This is a genomic window from Escherichia sp. SCLE84, assembly GCF_012584495.1.
Classification (GTDB): Bacteria; Pseudomonadota; Gammaproteobacteria; order Enterobacterales; family Enterobacteriaceae; genus ECMA0423.
Window position 1 is genome coordinate 325,055 of record NZ_CP051430.1, and the last position, 19,920, is coordinate 344,974.

Consider the following 19,920-nt stretch of genomic DNA (forward strand, 5'->3'; position numbering starts at 1 on the left):
TATCATACAGCATTATCTTTGATTCATTACGCAGGAGCGTCATGTGATAGGCAGACTCAGAGGCATCATCATTGAAAAACAACCCCCGCTGGTGTTAATTGAAGTGGGCGGCGTAGGCTATGAAGTGCATATGCCGATGACCTGTTTTTATGAACTCCCTGAAGCGGGTCAGGAAGCGATCGTTTTCACCCACTTTGTGGTGCGTGAAGACGCGCAGCTGCTGTACGGCTTTAACAATAAGCAAGAGCGCACGTTGTTTAAAGAGTTAATCAAAACCAACGGCGTCGGCCCGAAGTTGGCGCTGGCGATCCTCTCCGGAATGTCAGCGCAGCAGTTCGTTAATGCCGTTGAACGTGAAGAAGTGGGAGCACTGGTGAAACTGCCGGGCATTGGTAAAAAAACCGCCGAGCGTTTAATTGTCGAAATGAAAGACCGATTTAAAGGTTTGCACGGCGATCTCTTTACGCCAGCCGCCGATCTGGTGCTCACGTCTCCTGCCAGCCCGGCGACCGACGATGCTGAACAAGAAGCGGTTGCCGCGCTGGTGGCGCTGGGCTATAAACCACAAGAAGCAAGCCGCATGGTGAGCAAAATCGCTCGCCCTGACGCCAGCAGTGAAACATTAATTCGCGAAGCCCTACGCGCCGCGTTATGAGGTAAAGGATGATTGAAGCAGACCGTCTGATTTCTGCCGGTACCACTTTGCCGGAAGATGTAGCAGATCGCGCCATTCGCCCTAAATTACTGGAAGAGTATGTTGGTCAGCCGCAGGTTCGTTCACAGATGGAGATTTTCATCAAAGCAGCGAAACTGCGCGGCGATGCCCTCGATCATTTGTTGATTTTTGGTCCTCCGGGGTTGGGTAAAACTACGCTTGCCAACATTGTCGCCAATGAAATGGGCGTTAATTTACGCACGACTTCTGGTCCGGTGCTGGAAAAGGCGGGCGATCTGGCAGCGATGCTCACTAACCTTGAACCGCATGACGTGCTGTTTATTGATGAGATCCACCGTCTATCGCCAGTTGTTGAAGAGGTGTTGTATCCGGCAATGGAAGACTACCAACTGGATATCATGATTGGTGAAGGTCCGGCGGCACGCTCCATTAAAATTGATTTGCCGCCGTTTACCCTGATTGGTGCAACCACACGCGCAGGTTCGCTGACATCACCGTTGCGCGACCGTTTTGGTATTGTGCAACGTCTGGAGTTTTATCAGGTGCCGGATCTGCAATATATCGTCAGTCGCAGCGCACGCTTTATGGGGCTTGAGATGAGTGATGACGGCGCGCTGGAAGTTGCTCGTCGCGCTCGCGGTACGCCGCGCATTGCCAACCGTCTGCTGCGTCGAGTGCGTGATTTCGCCGAAGTGAAGCACGATGGCACCATCTCGGCAGATATCGCTGCTCAGGCGCTGGATATGCTGAATGTCGATGCTGAAGGTTTTGATTATATGGACCGCAAATTGTTGCTGGCGGTAATCGATAAATTCTTTGGTGGGCCTGTAGGTCTGGATAACCTGGCGGCGGCTATTGGCGAAGAACGTGAAACCATTGAGGATGTGCTGGAGCCTTATCTGATTCAGCAAGGCTTTTTGCAGCGTACACCGCGTGGGCGTATGGCGACGACGCGGGCGTGGAATCACTTTGGCATAACGCCGCCAGAAATGCCGTAAGTCGGATTGGTCGCTCGCACCGCATCCGACATTGGCAGTGTGCCTGATGCGACGCTATTCGCGTCTTATCCGGCCTACCAGAGATAGCGAACCGTAGGTCGGATAAGGCGCTCGCGCCGCATCCGACAAATGTGTTCAGCGATAGATTAGCTGGCCTGCTTTTTCATCATACTGAGAATAAATAACAGTGCCGCACATAGCACCACCGACGGACCCGCCGGCGTATCGTAAAACGCGGAAAAGGTTAAACCGCCAGTTACTGCCACCATCCCCACCAAAACAGCGACACCAGCCATCTGTTCCGGCGTACGGGCAAAGCGACGCGCAGTAGCTGCAGGAATAATCAGCAGTGAAGTAATAATCAACGCGCCAACAAATTTCATCGCTACACCAATCGTCAATGCCGTCACCAGCATCAACAACAATTTCACGCGCTGTAATTTCACACCATCAACAAACGCCAGATCCGGGCTAATCGTCATCGACAGCAAATTGCGCCATTGCCAGAACAAAATAGCCACCACGATGACCACGCCAATCGCAATAGCGATGAGATCTTCTGGCGTCACTGCCAGCAAATCACCGAACAGGTAAGCCATCAAATCAACACGAATGTTAGACATCAGACTAACGACCACCAGGCCCAGCGACAGGGCACTGTGCGCCATAATCCCTAATAACGTGTCAATCGCCAGCTGTGGACGCTTCTCCAGCCATACCAGACCGCCCGCCAGGAGCAGCGTAACGGCAATTACCGCATAGAATGGATTCACGTCCAGCAACAAACCAAACGCGACGCCAAGTAATGAGGCATGAGCCAGCGTATCACCGAAATAAGACATACGACGCCAGACTACAAACGAACCCAGCGGACCCGCGGCACAGGCGAGCATGATCCCGGCTAACCAACCGGGAAATAATAATTCAATCATGAGCGATCATTTCCCCGACGCAAAACAATTCGTCCCTGTAAATCGTGACGATGGTTATGATGATGGCGATAGATACCCAGTTGTTCAGCACCACGAGGACCAAACATTGAAATAAACTCCGGATGCAGGGAAACAACTTCCGGTGTGCCGGAACAACAAATGTGGTGATTCAGGCACAGCACTTCATCGGTTTTTGCCATCACCAGATGCAGATCGTGAGAAACCATTAAAACGCCACAATCCAGTTCACGACGCAGTTGGTCAATAAGGTCATATAACGCCACCTGGCCATTTACATCCACGCCTTGAGTGGGTTCATCCAGCACTAATAATTGCGGGCGATTTAACAATGCTCGCGCTAATAGTACACGCTGCGTTTCACCACCAGAGAGCTTTTGCATCGGTGCGTTAATCAGGTGCCCGGCCTGGACACGTTTCAGTGCAGGCAAAATATCTTCTTTATGTGTACCAGGGCGTAAGCGTAAAAAACGGTTTACGGTCAGTGGCAACGTGGTGTCGAGATACAGCTTCTGCGGTACATAGCCGATGCGCAGTTTTCCGTTGCGCTTGATAACCCCTTCATCGGGTGTTACCAGCCCGAGCACTACCCGTACCAGTGTCGACTTACCTGCGCCATTTGGCCCAAGTAAAGTCAAAATTTTTCCAGGTTTAAGTTCCAGCGACACATCAGAGAGGACGCGGCGTTGGCCAAAAGAAACCGAGACATTTTCCAGGGAAACCAGACTTGTCATGTTAATTTTAGTCTTGCAGTAGTCATGAAATGTTATAATATCACACTTCTCATATTCATTACGATGATTGGTCGCATTATGTTACATAAAAAAACGCTTCTTTTCGCAGCATTATCCGCCGCTCTCTGGGGAGGTGCAACACAGGCCGCAGATGCCGCCGTTGTCGCTTCGCTTAAACCCGTTGGGTTCATCGCTTCTGCCATTGCTGATGGTGTAACAGAAACGGAGGTTTTACTGCCTGACGGCGCTTCAGAACATGATTATTCACTGCGTCCATCGGATGTAAAACGCTTACAGAACGCGGACTTAGTCGTTTGGGTTGGCCCGGAGATGGAAGCGTTTATGCAAAAACCGGTAAGCAAATTACCAGAAGCGAAGCAGGTAACGATTGCGCAGCTTGAAGATGTGAAACCGCTACTGATGAAAAGTATTCACGGCGATGATGATGATCACGACCACGCGGAAAAAAGTGACGAAGATCACCATCACGGCGATTTCAACATGCATCTTTGGCTTTCCCCAGAGATAGCGCGGGCTACAGCGGTTGCAATCCATGGAAAATTAGTGGAACTTATGCCGCAAAGTCGAGCCAAACTTGACGCCAACCTGAAGGATTTTGAGGCACAATTAGCCTCAACCGAAACGCAGGTTGGTAACGAGCTCGCGCCGCTCAAGGGGAAAGGTTATTTCGTTTTTCACGATGCTTACGGCTATTTCGAAAAACAGTTTGGACTGACACCGCTTGGTCATTTTACCGTTAACCCTGAGATTCAACCTGGCGCGCAGCGTTTACATGAAATAAGAACACAGTTGGTTGAGCAAAAAGCAACCTGCGTTTTTGCTGAGCCACAGTTCAGGCCAGCGGTCGTTGAGAGCGTCGCACGAGGGACATCCGTTCGTATGGGAACGTTGGATCCCCTGGGGACGAATATCAAACTGGGTAAAACAAGCTATTCAGAATTCCTGAGTCAATTAGCCAACCAGTATGCGAGCTGCCTGAAAGGAGATTAATGAGGAAGTGATTACGTGCAACAGATAGCCCGCTCTGTCGCCCTGGCGTTTAATAATTTACCGCGACCACACCGCGTTATGTTGGGGTCGCTCACCGTTCTTACTCTGGCCGTCGCTGTCTGGCGGCCCTATGTTTATCACCGCGATGCCACGCCAATTGTCAAAACCATTGAGCTGGAACAGAACGAAATTCGTTCGCTCTTACCTGAAGCCAGTGAGCCGATTGATCAAGCTGCACAAGAAGATGAAGCCATTCCTCAGGACGAACTGGATGACAAAATCGCCGGTGAAGCGGGCGTGCATGAATATGTTGTTTCCACTGGCGATACGCTAAGCAGCATTCTCAATCAGTATGGTATTGATATGGGTGATATCACCCAACTGGCTGCTGCCGACAAAGAATTGCGTAACCTGAAAATCGGTCAACAACTCTCCTGGACATTAACCGCGGACGGCGAACTGCAGCGCCTCACCTGGGAAGTGTCTCGTCGTGAAACCCGAACCTATGACCGTACTGCCGCTAACGGTTTTAAAATGACCAGCGAAATGCAGCAAGGAGAGTGGGTTAACAATCTGCTGAAAGGTACCGTCGGGGGGAGCTTTGTTGCCAGCGCCAGAAACGCCGGTTTAACCAGCGCCGAAGTGAGCGCAGTGATTAAAGCCATGCAGTGGCAAATGGATTTCCGCAAACTGAAAAAAGGCGATGAATTTGCGGTATTAATGTCTCGAGAAATGCTTGATGGTAAACGTGAGCAAAGCCAGCTGCTGGGCGTACGTTTGCGTTCAGAAGGTAAAGATTATTACGCTATCCGCGCTGAAGATGGCAAATTCTACGATCGTAACGGTACTGGTCTGGCGAAAGGATTCTTGCGATTCCCGACGGCGAAACAGTTCCGTATCTCGTCTAACTTTAACCCGCGTCGTACTAATCCGGTGACCGGTCGCGTTGCACCACACAGAGGTGTTGATTTCGCCATGCCGCAGGGTACGCCAGTGCTTTCAGTGGGTGACGGTGAAGTGGTGGTTGCCAAACGCAGTGGCGCAGCAGGTTATTATGTGGCTATTCGTCATGGTCGCAGCTACACCACGCGTTATATGCACTTGCGCAAGATTCTGGTGAAACCGGGACAGAAGGTGAAACGTGGCGACCGTATCGCGCTTTCCGGTAATACCGGACGTTCAACCGGGCCGCATTTGCACTATGAAGTATGGATAAACCAGCAGGCCGTAAACCCGCTGACGGCAAAACTGCCGCGTACCGAAGGGCTGACCGGCTCCGATCGTCGCGAATTCCTGGCGCAGGCCAAAGAGATTGTGCCGCAGCTACGGTTTGATTAATTAACATCCATTCGCAGCCGGTACGAAGTCAGTACCGGCTTTTTTTATTTGGTGCGGGGCAAGTTGCGCCGCTACACTATCACCAGATTGATTTTTGCCTTATCCGAAACTGGAAAAGCATGGAAACGAAAAAAAATAATAGCGAATACATTCCTGAGTTTGATAAATCCTTTCGCCACCCGCGCTACTGGGGAGCATGGCTGGGCGTAGCAGCGATGGCGGGTATCGCTTTAACGCCGCCAAAGTTCCGTGATCCCATTCTGGCACGGCTGGGACGTTTTGCCGGACGACTGGGAAAAAGCTCACGCCGTCGTGCGTTAATCAATCTGTCGCTCTGCTTTCCAGAACGTAGTGAAGCTGAACGCGAAGCGATTGTTGATGAGATGTTTGCCACCGCGCCGCAAGCGATGGCAATGATGGCTGAGTTGGCAATACGCGGGCCGGAGAAAATTCAGCCGCGCGTTGACTGGCAAGGGCTGGAGATCATCGAAGAGATGCGGCGTAATAACGAGAAAGTTATCTTTCTGGTGCCGCACGGTTGGGCCGTCGATATTCCTGCCATGCTGATGGCCTCGCAAGGGCAGAAAATGGCAGCGATGTTCCATAATCAGGGCAACCCGGTTTTTGATTATGTCTGGAACACGGTGCGTCGTCGTTTTGGCGGTCGTCTGCATGCGAGAAATGATGGTATTAAACCATTCATCCAGTCGGTACGTCAGGGCTACTGGGGATATTATTTACCCGATCAGGATCATGGCCCTGAGCACAGCGAATTTGTTGATTTCTTTGCCACCTATAAAGCGACGTTGCCCGCGATTGGTCGTTTGATGAAAGTGTGCCGTGCGCGCGTTGTTCCGCTGTTTCCGATTTATGATGGCAAGACGCACCGTCTGACGATTCAGGTGCGCCCACCGATGGATGATCTGTTAGAGGCGGATGATCATACGATTGCGCGGCGGATGAATGAAGAAGTCGAGATTTTTGTTGGTCCGCGACCAGAACAATACACCTGGATACTAAAATTGCTGAAAACTCGCAAACCGGGCGAAATCCAGCCGTATAAGCGCAAAGATCTTTATCCCATCAAATAAAAAAGCCTCTCGCGAGGAGAGGCCTTCGCCTGATGATAAGTTCAAGTTTGCTTCAGAATATTCGAAATCTGTTGAACTATCATTGAACTGTAGGCCGGATGTGGCGTTTTCGCCGCATCCGGCAACGTACTTACTCTACCGTTAAAATACGCGTGGTATTAGTAGAACCCACGGTACTCATCACGTCGCCCTGGGTGACAATCACCAGGTCACCAGACATCAAGTAACCTTTATCGCGCAGCAGATTAACCGCTTCGCTGGCAGCTGCTACGCCGTCATTAGCGCTATCAAAGTGCACCGGCGTAACGCCACGATAGAGAGCAGTCAGGTTCAGCGTACGTTCATGGCGCGACATGGCGAAAATTGGTAGACCAGAGCTGATACGGGAGGTCATCAGCGCGGTACGACCCGATTCGGTCATGGTAATAATCGCCGTAACGCCTTTCAGGTGGTTAGCTGCGTACATTGCTGACATGGCAATAGCTTCTTCCACATTGTCGAACTGAACGTCCAGACGGTGTTTAGAAACGTTGATGCTCGGGATTTTTTCCGCACCCAGGCAAACGCGCGCCATGGCTGCAACAGTTTCTGACGGATACTGCCCTGCGGCAGTTTCTGCAGACAGCATCACAGCGTCAGTACCATCCAGAACGGCGTTTGCTACGTCCATGACTTCTGCACGCGTCGGCATCGGGTTAGTAATCATTGACTCCATCATCTGGGTCGCCGTGATTACCGCTCGGTTTAGCTGACGCGCACGACGGATCAACGCTTTCTGAATGCCGACCAGTTCCGGGTCGCCAATTTCCACACCGAGGTCGCCACGTGCAACCATTACCACGTCAGAGGCGAGGATGATGTCATCCATTGCATCCTGGCTGCAAACGGCTTCCGCACGTTCAACCTTGGCAACAATTTTCGCATCACATCCTGCATCGCGTGCCAGCCGACGGGCATAGTTCAGATCTTCGCCACAGCGTGGGAAGGAGACAGCCAGGTAATCTACGCCAATCAACGCCGCAGTCTTAATGTCTGCTTTGTCTTTTTCGGTCAGCGCTTCAGCCGACAAACCGCCGCCAAGTTTGTTGATACCTTTATTGTTGGAGAGGGGACCACCGACGGTGACTTCGGTGAACACTTTCATGCCCTGAACTTCCAGTACTTTTAACTGGACGCGACCATCGTCCAGCAGCAGGATGTCACCAGGCACGACGTCAGCAGGCAGGCCTTTGTAGTCGATACCGACTTTTTCTTTGTCGCCTTCACCTTTACCCAGGTTGGCGTCGAGCAGGAATTTATCCCCAATATTGAGGAAAACTTTGCCTTCTTTAAAGGTGGATACACGGATTTTGGGCCCCTGGAGGTCACCCAGAATAGCCACATGACGCCCCAGTTTTGCGGCAATCTCACGAACTTTATCCGCGCGCATTTTGTGATCTTCAGGCGAGCCGTGAGAAAAGTTCATACGTACAACGTTGGCACCTGCCGCGATAACTTTTTCAAGGTTATTATCGCGATCTGTTGCTGGGCCTAACGTGGTAACGATTTTTGTTCTGCGAAGCCTTCTGGACATGTAATACTCCGTTGACTGAAACAACCAGGTGTTGCTTGAACATGAAATCCGAATGAAATAACGCCGCGATGGCGATAAATTAATCTCATTCGGATGTCGTATAAGATTAGGACAGTGACAGTCGTTTTTAGCGATCGTCACTTAAATTAAGTAACTGCTTATCAAAACGCGATTCCTTCAGCGCTTCCTTGACCCGCTTCAAGTTATCTCTGAATTTTGCACCGCGTCGCAAAGTAAATCCTGTCGCCAGCACATCTATCACGGTCAGCTGTGCAAGTCGAGAAACCATGGGCATATAAATGTCAGTATCTTCCGGTACGTCGAGGGTAATTGCCAGCGTTGCTTCCCGGGCGAGCGGGGTACCCGCAGAGGTGAGGGCAATCACCATGGCGTCGTTTTCGCGAGCCAGCTGCGCCAGCTCGACCAGATTTTTTGTTCTTCCAGTGTGAGAAATCAGCACCACCACGTCTCCGTCGCTACAATTCATACAACTCATGCGTTGCAGCACGATATCATCGGAGTACACCACCGGAACATTAAAACGAAAGAACTTATTCATCGCATCGTGGGCAACGGCGGCTGAAGAGCCTAATCCGAAAAAGGCGATTTTTTTTGCCTGAGTGAGCAAGTCGACGGCGCGGTTGATGGCAGATTTATCCAGTGAATGACGGACATGATCAAGCGTTGCCATTGCGGACTCAAATATTTTCCCTGTGTATGATTCAACGCTGTCATCTTCATTGACATTGCGATTAACATAGGGAGTGCCATTCGCCAGACTCTGTGCCAGATGAAGTTTAAAATCAGGAAAACCGCGCGTGTCCATGCTGCGACAGAAACGATTCACCGTCGGTTCGCTAACATTGGCTTCCAGTGCCATAGCAGCAATACTCGAATGGATCGCGTTATCGGGCGAAGCCAGAATGACCTCGGCAACTTTGCGCTCTGATTTGCTCAAATGTTCCAGCTGAGACTGGATTTTTTCCAGCATATTCATGATGTAAAGAGACTCACGGGTAATGACGATTTCCGCACTGAAAGAAATCGAAATGCAGTTTTGTCAGATATTACGCCTGTGTGCCGTGTTAATGACAAAAGCAGATAAAAAAGTTGTTATTTTTTTTCATAACATGATCAGTGTCAGATTTTTACCCAATGGAAAACGATGATTTTTTTATCAGTTTTGCCGCACTTTGCGCGCTTTTCCCGTAATCGCACGGGTGGATAAGCGTTTACAGTTTTCGCAAGCTCGTAAAAGCAGTACAGTGCACCGTAAGAAAATTACAAGTATACCCTGGCTTAAGTACCGGGTTAGTTAACTTAAGGAGAATGACATGGCGGTAACGCAAACAGCCCAGGCCTGTGACCTGGTCATTTTCGGCGCGAAAGGCGACCTTGCGCGTCGTAAATTGCTGCCTTCCCTGTATCAACTGGAAAAAGCCGGTCAGCTCAACCCGGACACCCGGATTATCGGCGTAGGGCGTGCTGACTGGGATAAAGCGGCATATACCAAAGTTGTCCGCGAGGCGCTCGAAACTTTCATGAAAGAAACCATTGATGAAGGTTTATGGGACACCCTGAGTGCACGTCTGGATTTTTGTAATCTCGATGTCAATGACACTGCTGCATTCAGCCGTCTCGGCGCGATGCTGGATCAAAAAAATCGTATCACCATTAACTACTTTGCCATGCCGCCCAGCACTTTTGGCGCAATTTGCAAAGGGCTTGGCGAGGCAAAACTGAATGCTAAACCGGCACGCGTAGTCATGGAGAAACCGCTGGGGACGTCGCTGGCGACCTCGCAGGAAATCAATGATCAGGTTGGCGAATACTTCGAGGAGTGCCAGGTTTACCGTATCGACCACTATCTTGGTAAAGAAACGGTGCTGAACCTGTTGGCGCTGCGTTTTGCTAACTCCCTGTTTGTGAATAACTGGGACAATCGCACCATTGATCATGTTGAGATTACCGTGGCAGAAGAAGTGGGGATCGAAGGGCGCTGGGGCTATTTTGATAAAGCCGGTCAGATGCGCGACATGATCCAGAACCACCTGCTGCAAATTCTTTGCATGATTGCGATGTCTCCGCCGTCTGACCTGAGCGCAGACAGCATCCGCGATGAAAAAGTGAAAGTACTGAAGTCTCTGCGCCGCATCGACCGCTCCAACGTACGCGAAAAAACCGTACGCGGGCAATATACTGCGGGCTTCGCCCAGGGCAAAAAAGTGCCGGGATATCTGGAAGAAGAGGGCGCGAACAAGAGCAGCAATACAGAAACCTTCGTGGCGATCCGCGTCGACATTGATAACTGGCGCTGGGCCGGTGTGCCATTCTACCTGCGTACTGGTAAACGTCTGCCGACCAAATGTTCTGAAGTCGTGGTCTATTTCAAAACACCTGAACTGAATCTGTTTAAAGAGTCGTGGCAGGATCTGCCGCAGAATAAACTGACTATCCGTCTGCAACCTGATGAAGGCGTGGATATCCAGGTACTGAATAAAGTTCCTGGCCTTGACCACAAACATAACCTGCAAATCACCAAGCTGGATCTGAGCTATTCAGAAACCTTTAATCAGACGCATCTGGCGGATGCCTATGAACGTTTGCTGCTGGAAACCATGCGTGGTATTCAGGCACTGTTTGTACGTCGCGACGAAGTGGAAGAAGCCTGGAAATGGGTAGACTCCATTACTGAGGCGTGGGCGATGGACAATGATGCGCCGAAACCGTATCAGGCCGGAACCTGGGGACCCGTTGCCTCGGTGGCGATGATTACCCGTGATGGTCGTTCCTGGAATGAGTTTGAGTAATATCTGCGCTTATCCTTTATGGTTATTTTACCGGTAACATGATCTTGCACAGATTGTAGAACAATTTTTACACTTTCAGGCCTCGTGCGGATTCACCCACGAGGCTTTTTTTATTACACTGACTGAAACGTTTTTGCCCTATGAGCTCCGGTTACAGGCGTTTCACTCATAAATCCTCTGAATGAAACGCGTTGTGAATCATCCTGCTCTGACAACTCAATTTCAGGAGCCTTTATGAATCCACAATTGTTACGCGTAACAAATCGAATCATTGAACGTTCGCGCGAGACTCGCTCTGCTTATCTCGCCCGGATAGAACAAGCGAAAACGTCGACCGTTCATCGTTCGCAGTTGGCATGCGGTAACCTGGCACACGGTTTCGCTGCCTGCCAGCCAGAAGACAAAGCCTCTTTGAAAAGCATGTTGCGTAACAATATCGCCATCATCACCTCCTATAACGACATGCTCTCCGCGCACCAGCCTTATGAACACTATCCAGAAATCATTCGTAAAGCCCTGCATGAAGCGAATGCGGTTGGTCAGGTTGCGGGCGGTGTTCCGGCGATGTGTGATGGTGTCACCCAGGGGCAGGATGGAATGGAATTGTCGCTGCTAAGCCGCGAAGTGATAGCGATGTCTGCGGCGGTGGGGCTGTCCCATAACATGTTTGATGGTGCTCTGTTCCTCGGTGTGTGCGACAAGATTGTCCCGGGTCTGACGATGGCAGCCCTGTCGTTTGGTCATTTGCCTGCGGTGTTTGTGCCGTCTGGACCGATGGCAAGCGGTTTGCCAAATAAAGAAAAAGTGCGTATTCGCCAGCTTTATGCCGAAGGTAAAGTGGACCGCATGGCCTTACTGGAGTCAGAAGCCGCGTCTTACCATGCGCCGGGAACATGTACTTTCTACGGTACTGCCAACACCAACCAGATGGTGGTGGAATTTATGGGGATGCAGTTGCCAGGCTCTTCTTTTGTTCATCCGGATTCTCCGCTGCGCGATGCTTTGACCGCTGCCGCTGCGCGTCAGGTTACACGCATGACCGGTAATGGTAATGAATGGATGCCGATCGGTAAGATGATCGATGAGAAAGTGGTGGTGAACGGTATCGTTGCACTGCTGGCGACCGGTGGTTCCACTAACCACACCATGCACCTGGTGGCGATGGCGCGCGCGGCCGGTATTCAGATTAACTGGGATGACTTCTCTGACCTTTCTGATGTTGTACCGCTGATGGCACGTCTCTACCCGAACGGTCCGGCCGATATTAACCACTTCCAGGCGGCAGGTGGCGTACCGGTTCTGGTGCGTGAACTGCTCAAAGCAGGCCTGCTGCATGAAGATGTCAATACGGTGGCAGGCTTTGGTCTGTCTCGTTATACCCTTGAACCATGGCTGAATAATGGTGAACTGGACTGGCGGGAAGGGGCGGAAAAATCACTCGACAGCAATGTGATCGCTTCCTTCGAACAACCTTTCTCTCATCATGGTGGGACAAAAGTGTTAAGCGGTAACCTGGGCCGTGCGGTTATGAAAACCTCTGCCGTGCCGGTTGAGAACCAGGTGATTGAAGCGCCAGCGGTTGTTTTTGAAAGCCAGCATGACGTTATGCCGGCCTTTGAAGCGGGTTTGCTGGACCGCGATTGTGTCGTTGTTGTCCGTCATCAGGGGCCAAAAGCGAACGGAATGCCAGAATTACATAAACTCATGCCGCCACTTGGTGTATTATTGGACCGGTGTTTCAAAATTGCGTTAGTTACCGATGGACGACTCTCCGGCGCTTCAGGTAAAGTGCCGTCAGCTATCCACGTAACACCAGAAGCCTACGATGGCGGGCTGCTGGCAAAAGTGCGCGACGGGGACATCATTCGTGTGAATGGACAGACAGGCGAACTGACGCTGCTGGTAGACGAAGCGGAACTGGCTGCTCGCGAACCGCACATTCCTGACCTGAGCGCGTCACGCGTGGGGACAGGACGTGAATTATTCAGCGCCTTGCGTGAAAAACTGTCCGGTGCCGAACAGGGCGCAACCTGTATCACTTTTTAAGACGACAAATTTGTAATCAGGCGAGAGAAAACTCTGATGAAAAACTGGAAAACAAGTGCAGAATCAATCCTGACCACCGGCCCGGTTGTACCGGTTATCGTGGTAAAAAAACTGGAACACGCAGTGCCGATGGCAAAAGCGTTGGTTGCTGGTGGGGTGCGCGTTCTGGAAGTGACTCTGCGTACCGAGTGTGCAGTTGACGCTATCCGTGCTATCGCCAAAGAAGTGCCTGAAGCGATTGTGGGTTCCGGTACGGTGCTGAATCCACAGCAGCTGGCAGAAGTCACTGAAGCGGGTGCACAGTTCGCAATTAGCCCGGGTCTGACCGAGCCGCTGCTGAAAGCTGCTACCGAAGGGACTATTCCTCTAATTCCGGGGATCAGCACTGTTTCCGAACTGATGCTGGGTATGGACTACGGTTTGAAAGAGTTCAAATTCTTCCCGGCTGAAGCTAACGGCGGCGTGAAAGCCCTGCAGGCGATCGCGGGTCCGTTCTCCCAGGTCCGTTTCTGCCCGACGGGTGGTATTTCTCCGGCTAACTACCGTGACTACCTGGCGCTGAAAAGCGTGCTGTGCATCGGTGGTTCCTGGCTGGTTCCGGCAGATGCGCTGGAAGCGGGCGATTACGATCGCATTACTAAGCTGGCGCGTGAAGCTGTAGAAGGCGCTAAGCTGTAAAAGTCAAAATGCCCGATCGAGGATCGGGCATTTTTGTAGCGTTTTTTTGCCGGGTTTAACCCTGTACTTTTACCTGTCCGGCGGCGTGCTTCGCGCGTTCAATGGCGTCAACAACACTCTCTGCAGTAGCCAGTGCCACCCCCAGACGACGGCTGCCATCAATTTCCGGCTTACCAAATAAACGAATCTGCAAATCTGCGCCTACGGCATTCTGCACATTATCAAACGTGACATTCTGACTGGTCAGTTGTGGCAGAATAACGGCAGAAGCTGCAGGACCATACTGACGGATCCCGCCAACCGGAAGTCCGAGGAAGGCACGTACATGCAGGGCAAACTCTGAGAGATCTTGAGAAATTAACGTCACCATCCCGGTATCATGTGGACGAGGGGAGACCTCACTGAAAATCACCTCATCACCACAGACAAACAGCTCGACACCAAACAGACCATAACCGCCCAGTGCCAGCACCACTTTACGGGCAATCTCCTGCGCACGTTCAAGGGCAAGCGGGCTCATTTGCTGTGGTTGCCAGGATTCACGGTAGTCGCCATCTTCCTGGCGATGACCTACTGGTGCACAGAAATGGACGCCATCCACCGCGCTGACGGTTAGCAGGGTAATTTCGAAGTCAAACTTAACGACGCCTTCAACAATTACGCGGCCCGCTCCGGCGCGACCGCCTTGCTGAGCGTATTCCCATGCCTGAGCAAGTTGCTCTGCAGAGCGAATAAACGTCTGCCCCTTGCCGGAAGAGCTCATCACCGGTTTTACAATGCAGGGATAGCCAATGGCGGCAACCGCCTCGCGGAAAAGGCTTTCGCTATCGGCAAAACGATAAGTGGAAGTGGGCAGCTGCAGCTCTTCTGCCGCCAGGCGACGGATACCCTCGCGATTCATCGTTAATTTCGTTGCGCGAGCGCAGGGGACAACATTCAGTCCTTCCTCTTCAAGTTGGATCAGCATATCGGTGGCAATAGCTTCGATCTCCGGCACGATATAATGTGGTTTTTCCAGTTCAACCACACGGCGTAATGCATCACCATCAAGCATATTAATGACATGGGAGCGATGCGCGACATGCATGGCTGGTGCGTCGGAATAGCGATCGACGGCAATCACCTCTACGCCGAGACGCTGACACTCGATTGCCACTTCTTTACCCAGTTCACCGGAGCCTAATAACATCACGCGAGTTGCTGCCGGACGCAGCGCAGTGCCTAATAACGTCATAACGAATATCCCCTGATTAATTCCGCGCGCAGTATAAACGAAAACGTTTGCGTGTGTCTTTATTGCTGATGTTGATTTCTCAACCGAAAAGAAATATACTGTATAAAATCACAGTTATTATGAGAGGCTGCAAATGGCGGTTGAAGTTAAATACGTAGTCATTCGTGAGGGCGAAGAGAAAATGTCGTTTACCAGCAAAAAGGAAGCCGATGCTTATGACAAAATGCTTGATACGGCGGATCTGCTTGACACCTGGCTGACAAATTCTCCAGTGCAAATGGAAGACGAGCAACGTGAAGCCCTTTCGCTATGGCTGGCAGAACAAAAAGATGTGCTGAGCACCATTCTGAAAACCGGCAAATTACCGTCCCCACAGGTCGTCGGTGCTGAATCCGAAGAGGAAGATGCCTCACACGCGGCCTGAAGCAACTTGCGCTCCTGACAATTTGTACCATGCTTTCTCCTGAATCATTGTGCTATGGAGAAAAACATGAAAAAAAGAGGGGCGTTTTTAGGGCTGTTGTTGGTTTCTGCCTGCGCATCAGTTTTCGCTGCCAATAATGAAACCAGCAAGTCGGTCACTTTCCCAAAGTGTGAAGGTCTGGATGCTGCCGGAATTGCCGCGAGCGTAAAACGTGATTATCAACAAAATCGCGTGGCGCGCTGGGCAGATGATCAAAAAATTGTCGGTCAGGCCGATCCCGTGGCTTGGGTCAGTTTGCAGGACATTCAGGGTAAAGATGATAAATGGTCAGTACCGCTAACCGTGCGTGGTAAAAGTGCCGATATTCATTACCAGGTCAGCGTGGACTGCAAAGCGGGAATGGCGGAATATCAGCGGCGTTAATGGCTTCTGATAATTCGATTGACCGTTGGCGGATGCGGCGCGAGTGCCTTGTCCGCCCCACAACGCACCACAATCGTAGGCCTGAGAAGACGCAACAGCGTCGCATCGGGCAATCAGCATCAAACAATGCCACTCAAAACGACAAACTACTTTCACCTAAAATACCCTTATCACCTGATATACAGTAAATACCTTACCTGGCGCGAATTTCTTTGAATAACGGCCTACCGCCCCGCTTATTTGCGCATCTTTTGTCTCGATATACATTTTCTGACATCCTCATCCGCTATGCTACAGGCACTAAAAATGGTTATTGAGGAGCAAATATGGCTAACTGGTTAAATCAACTGCAATCCCTGCTTGGGCAAAGCAGTTCTTCTACCTCCTCGTCTGCGGATCAGGGATTGGTCAAACTGTTAGTGCCAGGCGCATTAGGCGGACTGGCTGGGCTGCTGGTCGCAAATAAATCAGCACGTAAACTTCTTACGAAATATGGCACCAACGCGTTACTGGTTGGCGGCGGAGCGGTAGCGGGTACGGTGCTGTGGAATAAATACAAAGATAAAATTCGCGCGGCGCATCAGGACGAACCGCAGTTTGGCGCGCAAAGTACGCCGCTGGATGAGCGTACAGCACGTTTGATCCTTGCGCTGGTCTTTGCCGCTAAAAGTGATGGTCATATTGATGCCAAAGAACGTGCGGCAATCGACCAGCAATTGCGTGAAGCCGGCGTGGAAGAGCAGGGGCGTGTACTCATTGAGCAGGCAATCGAACAACCGCTGGATCCACAACGCCTGGCTACCGGGGTCCGCAATGAAGAAGAGGCGCTGGAAATCTATTTCCTGAGTTGCGCGGCTATTGATATTGACCATTTTATGGAACGCAGTTACCTGAATGCACTGGGTGACGCGCTGAAAATCCCCCAGGATGTTCGTGACGGCATTGAACGCGATCTCGAACAGCAAAAACGCACTTTGGCGGAATAATTCCGCTCTCTGGATAGCCTGAAGTTGACTATTTCGGGCTATCCAGAATCGCACAGCCATTTGAACAGGCTGATTTTCTCTGTCTGCATAACATTCGATATCCGCGCCATTACCTGTCATCATCTAAGCAATGACTCCCCTGTTTCGCTTGCATCCCCGGTGAGTTTTGCCACCCTTATAAGATGTTTCAACCAGAAAGAACAATAACATGCTACCAAAAGCCGCCCGCATTCCCCACGCCATGACGCTTCATGGCGATACGCGCATCGATAATTACTACTGGCTGCGGGACGATACGCGTTCTCAGCCAGAAGTCCTGGACTACCTGCAACAAGAAAATAGTTACGGTCATCGGGTGATGGCCTCACAACAAGCCTTGCAGGATCGCATCTTAAAGGAAATCATCGACCGCATTCCGCAACGAGAAGTTTCTGCGCCCTACATCAAAAATGGCTACCGCTATCGGCATATTTATGAACCAGGCTGTGAATATGCTATCTACCAGCGTCAATCGGCATTCAGTGAAGAGTGGGATGAGTGGGAAACATTGCTCGATGCCAATAAGCGCGCAGCTCATAGTGAGTTTTATTCGATGGGCGGAATGGCGATTACGCCCGATAACACCATCATGGCGCTGGCAGAAGATTTTCTTTCCCGACGCCAGTACGGCATTCGTTTTCGTAATCTGGAAACAGGTAACTGGTACCCGGAACTGCTGGATAACGTTGAACCCAGCTTTGTCTGGGCAAATGACTCCTGGACTTTCTACTATGTTCGCAAGCATCCGGTGACGCTGCTGCCTTATCAGGTCTGGCGTCACGCTATCGGTACGCCAGCATCGCAAGATAAACTGATTTACGAAGAAAAAGACGATACCTATTACGTCAGCCTGCATAAAACGACCTCGAAGCACTATGTAGTTATTCATTTGGCCAGCGCCACCACCAGTGAAGTTCGCCTGCTGGACGCGGAAATGGCCGATGCCGAGCCGTTTGTTTTTCTGCCGCGCCGCAAAGATCACGAATACAGCCTTGATCACTACCAGCATCGTTTTTATCTGCGTTCCAACCGCCACGGCAAAAACTTTGGCTTATACCGTACCCGTATGCGTGATGAGCAACAGTGGGAAGAGTTAATTCCGCCACGCGAAAACATCATGCTGGAAGGGTTTACGCTGTTTACCGACTGGCTGGTGGTTGAAGAGCGTCAGCGCGGGTTAACCAGTTTGCGCCAAATTAACCGCAAGACCCGGGAAGTCATTGGTATTGCCTTTGATGATCCAGCCTATGTGACCTGGATTGCCTACAATCCAGAACCTGAAACCGCGCGATTGCGTTATGGTTATTCTTCCATGACCACACCAGACACTTTGTTTGAACTGGATATGGATACCGGTGAGCGTCGTGTATTAAAACAAACAGAAGTGCCCGGTTTTGATGCGGCGAATTACCGCAGTGAACACCTGTGGATAGTCGCCCGTGATGGCGTCGAAGTTCCGGTTTCGTTGGTCTACCATCGCAAACATTTTCGCAAAGGACACAACCCGTTGCTGGTGTATGGCTATGGTTCTTACGGCGCAAGTATTGATGCCGATTTCAGTTTTAGCCGCTTGAGTTTGTTAGATCGTGGCTTTGTCTACGCCATTGTCCATGTTCGCGGCGGTGGTGAGCTGGGGCAACAATGGTACGAAGACGGAAAATTTCTGAAGAAGAAAAATACGTTTAATGATTATCTTGATGCCTGCGATGCATTGTTAAAACTGGGCTATGGCTCTCCTTCGCTTTGTTATGCGATGGGCGGGAGTGCGGGGGGCATGTTGATGGGCGTTGCAATTAATCAACGCCCGGAATTATTCCACGGCGTTATCGCCCAGGTACCGTTTGTTGATGTTGTAACAACGATGCTTGATGAATCAATTCCTCTTACCACTGGTGAGTTTGAAGAGTGGGGTAACCCGCAGGATCCGCAATATTACGAGTACATGAAAAGCTACAGCCCGTATGACAACGTCACCGCACAGGCTTATCCGCATTTACTGGTAACGACCGGTTTGCACGATTCTCAGGTGCAATATTGGGAACCGGCAAAATGGGTCGCTAAATTGCGCGAGCTGAAAACCGATGACCATCTTTTATTGCTCTGTACCGACATGGACTCAGGCCATGGCGGTAAATCTGGTCGCTTTAAATCGTACGAAGGCGTAGCGATGGAATATGCTTTTCTGGTCGCGCTGGCGCAGGGAACATTACCCGCTACGCCTGCGGATTAAGTATTTTCCAGATAATGTTTCAGTGTTAAACGCAGCTCCGGGCTCATGCTGTCCAGGTTATTAAATAACCAGCGCAGATAGCCCGGATCGCGTTCGGCAACGTCGGAAACCGCTTTGCCACGGTATTTGCCAAAGGTGAAGGTCGTCATCAACGACGGACGTCCGGTGATATCGGCCATCTGTTCTGCCGTCCAGCCGGAGGTGTTCATAATATCGATAAGCAACGCGGCGGTGATATAACAGTCATACAACGCGCGGTGATGATGCAGGCCCGGCGGCGTCTGTACATTGAGCTTCCGTGTTTTATATAACGCCATATTGCTGTACTTGATCCCTGGCCACAAACGACGGGCCAGTTTCATAGTGCAAATCCACTCACCGGGCATCTCAGGCAGTACGCGGCGGTCAAAGCTGGCGTTATGCGCGACATACCATTCACTACCGTAATAGTGTGGGATCACATCTTCAATCCACGGTTTATCGGCGACCATGGCTTCGGTGATGCGATGAATCGCCATCGCTTGCGGACTAATAGGACGATCGGGACGCACCAGATGGCTCATGGGGTTGACGATTTTTCCGTCAATGACATCAACAGAGGCAATCTCAACGATCCCTCCCTGCAAACCGCAGGTTTCTGTATCGATAATGCGCAACATGGCATGCTCCAGGCCGAAAA

At 51.0% G+C, this 19,920-nt stretch carries 18 protein-coding genes; 12 read left to right on the forward strand and 6 right to left on the reverse strand.

Annotation, left to right across the window (positions count from 1 at the left end; translation table 11 throughout):
• Positions 1-43 precede the first annotated feature (43 nt).
• Together ruvA and ruvB are read left to right on the forward strand one after the other, a co-directional pair.
• Positions 44-655: a Holliday junction branch migration protein RuvA gene (gene ruvA / locus HGD79_RS01770; protein ID WP_000580323.1), complete on the forward strand. Its 612-nt coding sequence runs from the start codon at positions 44-46 to the stop codon at positions 653-655.
• A gap of 8 nt (positions 656-663) precedes the next feature.
• Entirely contained in the window at positions 664-1,674 is a 1,011-nt protein-coding gene (gene ruvB, locus HGD79_RS01775) for a Holliday junction branch migration DNA helicase RuvB (RefSeq protein WP_000568519.1), read from the forward strand.
• Positions 1,675-1,820: 146 nt separating this feature from the next.
• Here the strand turns inward: ruvB and znuB are convergent, their stop codons facing one another.
• Positions 1,821-2,606, reverse strand: a complete 786-nt coding sequence (gene znuB, locus HGD79_RS01780; RefSeq protein ID WP_000571465.1) for a zinc ABC transporter permease subunit ZnuB — start codon at positions 2,604-2,606, stop codon at positions 1,821-1,823.
• The gene (znuC, locus tag HGD79_RS01785; protein WP_000202996.1) at positions 2,603-3,358 is read right to left on the reverse strand and encodes a zinc ABC transporter ATP-binding protein ZnuC; all 756 of its coding nucleotides are present in this window, start codon (positions 3,356-3,358) and stop codon (positions 2,603-2,605) included. Before znuC ends, znuB begins: the two co-directional genes overlap by 4 nt.
• A 78-nt stretch (positions 3,359-3,436) precedes the next feature.
• On the opposite strand from znuC, the gene znuA reads away from it, so the two are divergent.
• From znuA to lpxM, 3 genes are all read left to right on the forward strand, one after another.
• Positions 3,437-4,369 carry a zinc ABC transporter substrate-binding protein ZnuA gene (gene znuA, locus HGD79_RS01790; protein WP_001342995.1) on the forward strand — a complete coding sequence of 311 codons (933 nt, stop codon included), beginning with the start codon at positions 3,437-3,439 and terminating at the stop codon, positions 4,367-4,369.
• A gap of 15 nt (positions 4,370-4,384) precedes the next feature.
• A complete protein-coding gene (gene mepM / locus HGD79_RS01795; protein ID WP_001184045.1) occupies positions 4,385-5,707 on the forward strand; it encodes a murein DD-endopeptidase MepM in 1,323 nt (440 codons plus the stop codon).
• Positions 5,708-5,826: 119 nt separating this feature from the next.
• Entirely contained in the window at positions 5,827-6,798 is a 972-nt protein-coding gene (lpxM, locus tag HGD79_RS01800; RefSeq protein ID WP_000448381.1) for a lauroyl-Kdo(2)-lipid IV(A) myristoyltransferase, read from the forward strand.
• 130 nt (positions 6,799-6,928) lie between these two features.
• On the opposite strand, the gene pyk is transcribed toward lpxM, so the two are convergent.
• A complete protein-coding gene (pyk, locus tag HGD79_RS01805) occupies positions 6,929-8,371 on the reverse strand; it encodes a pyruvate kinase (protein WP_000091148.1) in 1,443 nt (480 codons plus the stop codon).
• A gap of 127 nt (positions 8,372-8,498) precedes the next feature.
• On the reverse strand, positions 8,499-9,368 hold the full coding sequence (gene hexR / locus HGD79_RS01810; RefSeq protein ID WP_001056706.1) for a DNA-binding transcriptional regulator HexR: 870 nt from the start codon (positions 9,366-9,368) through the stop codon (positions 8,499-8,501).
• 337 nt (positions 9,369-9,705) lie between these two features.
• On the opposite strand from hexR, the gene zwf reads away from it, so the two are divergent.
• The 3 genes from zwf (at position 9,706) to kdgA (ending at position 13,905) form a co-directional block, all read left to right on the forward strand.
• A complete protein-coding gene (gene zwf, locus HGD79_RS01815) occupies positions 9,706-11,181 on the forward strand; it encodes a glucose-6-phosphate dehydrogenase (RefSeq protein ID WP_000301727.1) in 1,476 nt (491 codons plus the stop codon).
• A 234-nt stretch (positions 11,182-11,415) separates the two neighbouring features.
• A complete protein-coding gene (gene edd / locus HGD79_RS01820) occupies positions 11,416-13,227 on the forward strand; it encodes a phosphogluconate dehydratase (RefSeq protein ID WP_001069467.1) in 1,812 nt (603 codons plus the stop codon).
• A 36-nt stretch (positions 13,228-13,263) separates the two neighbouring features.
• Positions 13,264-13,905, forward strand: a complete 642-nt coding sequence (gene kdgA / locus HGD79_RS01825) for a bifunctional 4-hydroxy-2-oxoglutarate aldolase/2-dehydro-3-deoxy-phosphogluconate aldolase (RefSeq protein WP_168848268.1) — start codon at positions 13,264-13,266, stop codon at positions 13,903-13,905.
• A 55-nt stretch (positions 13,906-13,960) separates the two neighbouring features.
• Here kdgA and purT read toward each other — a convergent pair whose 3' ends face one another.
• Entirely contained in the window at positions 13,961-15,139 is a 1,179-nt protein-coding gene (gene purT, locus HGD79_RS01830) for a formate-dependent phosphoribosylglycinamide formyltransferase (protein ID WP_000173511.1), read from the reverse strand.
• Positions 15,140-15,272: 133 nt separating this feature from the next.
• On the opposite strand from purT, the gene yebG reads away from it, so the two are divergent.
• From yebG to ptrB, 4 genes are all read left to right on the forward strand, one after another.
• The gene (gene yebG / locus HGD79_RS01835) at positions 15,273-15,563 is read left to right on the forward strand and encodes a DNA damage-inducible protein YebG (protein ID WP_000257738.1); all 291 of its coding nucleotides are present in this window, start codon (positions 15,273-15,275) and stop codon (positions 15,561-15,563) included.
• Between the two features lie 66 nt (positions 15,564-15,629).
• Positions 15,630-15,986, forward strand: coding sequence for a protein YebF (gene yebF / locus HGD79_RS01840; protein ID WP_001295500.1), 357 nt, complete (start codon positions 15,630-15,632; stop codon positions 15,984-15,986).
• A gap of 326 nt (positions 15,987-16,312) precedes the next feature.
• Positions 16,313-16,972 carry a tellurite resistance TerB family protein gene (locus tag HGD79_RS01845; RefSeq protein ID WP_000024756.1) on the forward strand — a complete coding sequence of 220 codons (660 nt, stop codon included), beginning with the start codon at positions 16,313-16,315 and terminating at the stop codon, positions 16,970-16,972.
• Positions 16,973-17,180: 208 nt separating this feature from the next.
• A complete protein-coding gene (gene ptrB, locus HGD79_RS01850) occupies positions 17,181-19,241 on the forward strand; it encodes an oligopeptidase B (RefSeq protein WP_000936951.1) in 2,061 nt (686 codons plus the stop codon).
• On the opposite strand, the gene exoX is transcribed toward ptrB, so the two are convergent.
• Entirely contained in the window at positions 19,238-19,900 is a 663-nt protein-coding gene (exoX, locus tag HGD79_RS01855) for an exodeoxyribonuclease X (protein WP_000944256.1), read from the reverse strand. The two genes, ptrB and exoX, sit on opposite strands and share 4 nt — an antisense overlap.
• Positions 19,901-19,920 lie beyond the last annotated feature (20 nt).